At 56.9% G+C, this 2,104-nt stretch carries 1 protein-coding gene; it reads right to left on the reverse strand.

The features are described 5' to 3' along the window. Positions 1–406 precede the first annotated feature (406 nt). Positions 407–2,104 (reverse strand): TadE/TadG family type IV pilus assembly protein (locus GC125_RS00005; RefSeq protein WP_210251648.1); only part of this gene is annotated, 1,698 nt, incomplete at its 5' end.

Genomic DNA, 2,104 nt, shown 5'->3' on the forward strand with positions numbered 1-2,104 from the left:
CTGCAGAAGCGTTTGACAGTTGCGGGGCATTGCCGTCGGTGGCGGAACGCCATCAAACAAATTGTATTGCTCAAACGCACGTTCGCCTGCTCCGCGACGAGAAGGTGATGCATAGCCTGATCGAAATCCATGTACCCCCCTAAAAATAGGGGGTGATCGTACATGGTAAGTGACGTCATTCCAAATTTAGAGCGAGAATGGTCGAGGAAGTGAGTGGATTAGGTCTCCCAGCGAACTTCTTAACGGTAGCATTGATCAAAGCATCCTGAGCCGGGATCCATTGAACTCGGCGCTTCCACCCTAATCCCTCGGCCGAGTTGAGGCGGCCCCGTGTTCCAGCCTCGACAGTGACCTTCTACGTCTCCGGACCCGTAGAGGCCAGTACAACTTCCCCGACTACTCCGCTTTACCTGATGAGCCGTAGCGGCGACATTTGTCGACCGATGTCGGAGAACGCGCTCTTCAATCCTTCAGTGTTGGCGGCCATGTAGAAGTTGGTCGGCTGGCTCGCGCACTGGCGCAGCATCTTTTGAACGCCGTTGTCTGTTTCCTTGTACAGCACGGTAAAAATTTGGATTTGCTGCGCCTTGATGTCTTGGCAGAGTTTCAGTGTCCATTCGTTCAACTGCTTCTCGGCACTCGACTGACTGCTGGCGCCAGCGATCCGGCCGTCTGAGAGGAAGCCGTAGGAGCCGTAGTCAGACTTATTCATCGTATTGCTGGAGCCAAAGGATACATTGCGGCCATCCGTCATCAATACGATGAACTTAGACGTCGTTGTCGGGTCGATCGGGCCTGCTTCCGTGTAGGGCGCCTCCGGCGTCATGACGCGCCAGCCCCAGGCCAGTCCTTCAGCAATGTTGGTGCCGGAACCGTTCCAGTACTTCATGGCGTTGATGCCGGTACGGGCCTTACTCAGATCCTGCGTGAGCGGCACGATCGGCGTTGGACAAGCCCGGTTGGGTCCTCGCGACAGAGACTTTGCTTCTTCAACCTTGCGCACGTCCGGATCGATGTATTTCAACACCGAGTGCTGGATCTCTGCCTGGCTGCCGCCGACAAGATCGTTCAGCCAGGAATTGTTGAACCTATCGGAATCATTACCGCGATCGAGAGATGCAGCGCCAGGTTCGTCGGGTGCGAAGTAAGGAACGAAGAGCGTGTCAGGATCACTGCCACGCGGCGGCTCCAGCCCGAGATTGAGCGGATAGGGACGTGCTTCCACGCACCCTTTCCATTCCGTTCCCGATGCGCTGAACAGGACGCTCTGGTGAGGGTACTCAATGTCGGCCAAACCGTTGCAAGCATCGCGTAAAGCTTGCGATGTAGCGCTCTGACCCTGGTTGTTGCAGGCGCGTCCGTCTTCTGCCCAATCAGTCGGGAGCCCTTCGCCACGACGCTCGCGCTCTTTGTTGTCGAGGAACGTCCAGCCATTGTAAAGCGCTTCGCCATCGCCATCGATCCAGGCGGGGTCGAAGCCCTCGCCCTTGATGTTGACTGCTGTGACGAAGGGAACAACAGCGACCTCGATATCCTTGCCGGCGGAAGCCCCATTCTGGACGACATCCAGCAGCCCGAGTGCTGCGCTTTTCAGCGTGTCGATGCCCTCCTGTCCCATCGATCCGGTGTTGTCGAGGACAAGGCCGATCTCGACCGATTTCGTGGACTGGTAGGCCGCAGCAACGACGCGCGCAGGCTCTTTCCTGGCATTGTGCAGAAAGAAGGTATCGACATCGAGCCAGACGTCACCCGTCACCTCGATGTGGTTGGTCCCTTCGACCGTCCGCAACTCGGCGTTCAAAACTTTGTAGCCACTATTCGCCACATGCGACCGCAAGTGATCTTCAAAGACTTCTCGCCGCTCGCGATCGGTCATGGCCTTGCGTGTCGCGGCTAACACCGCCGCATCCGTGATCTGCTGAACTTCTGACACCACTGTTCGCAGATGAACAACATCCACGCCGAGACCGGCGGCGGCGAGCGTGACTGGCAATGCAAAGGCTGCAAAGATCGCAAAGTTGCCGCTTCGATCGTTCCGGAATTGCTTGAGCATTGCTGTTCCCCCATAAATAAGAAACAGCACTCTGGCGCTTAAATTCTGTGC

Origin of the sequence: Rhizobium sp. EC-SD404 (assembly GCF_902498825.1) — a bacterium.
Lineage (GTDB): Bacteria > Pseudomonadota > Alphaproteobacteria > Rhizobiales > Rhizobiaceae > Georhizobium.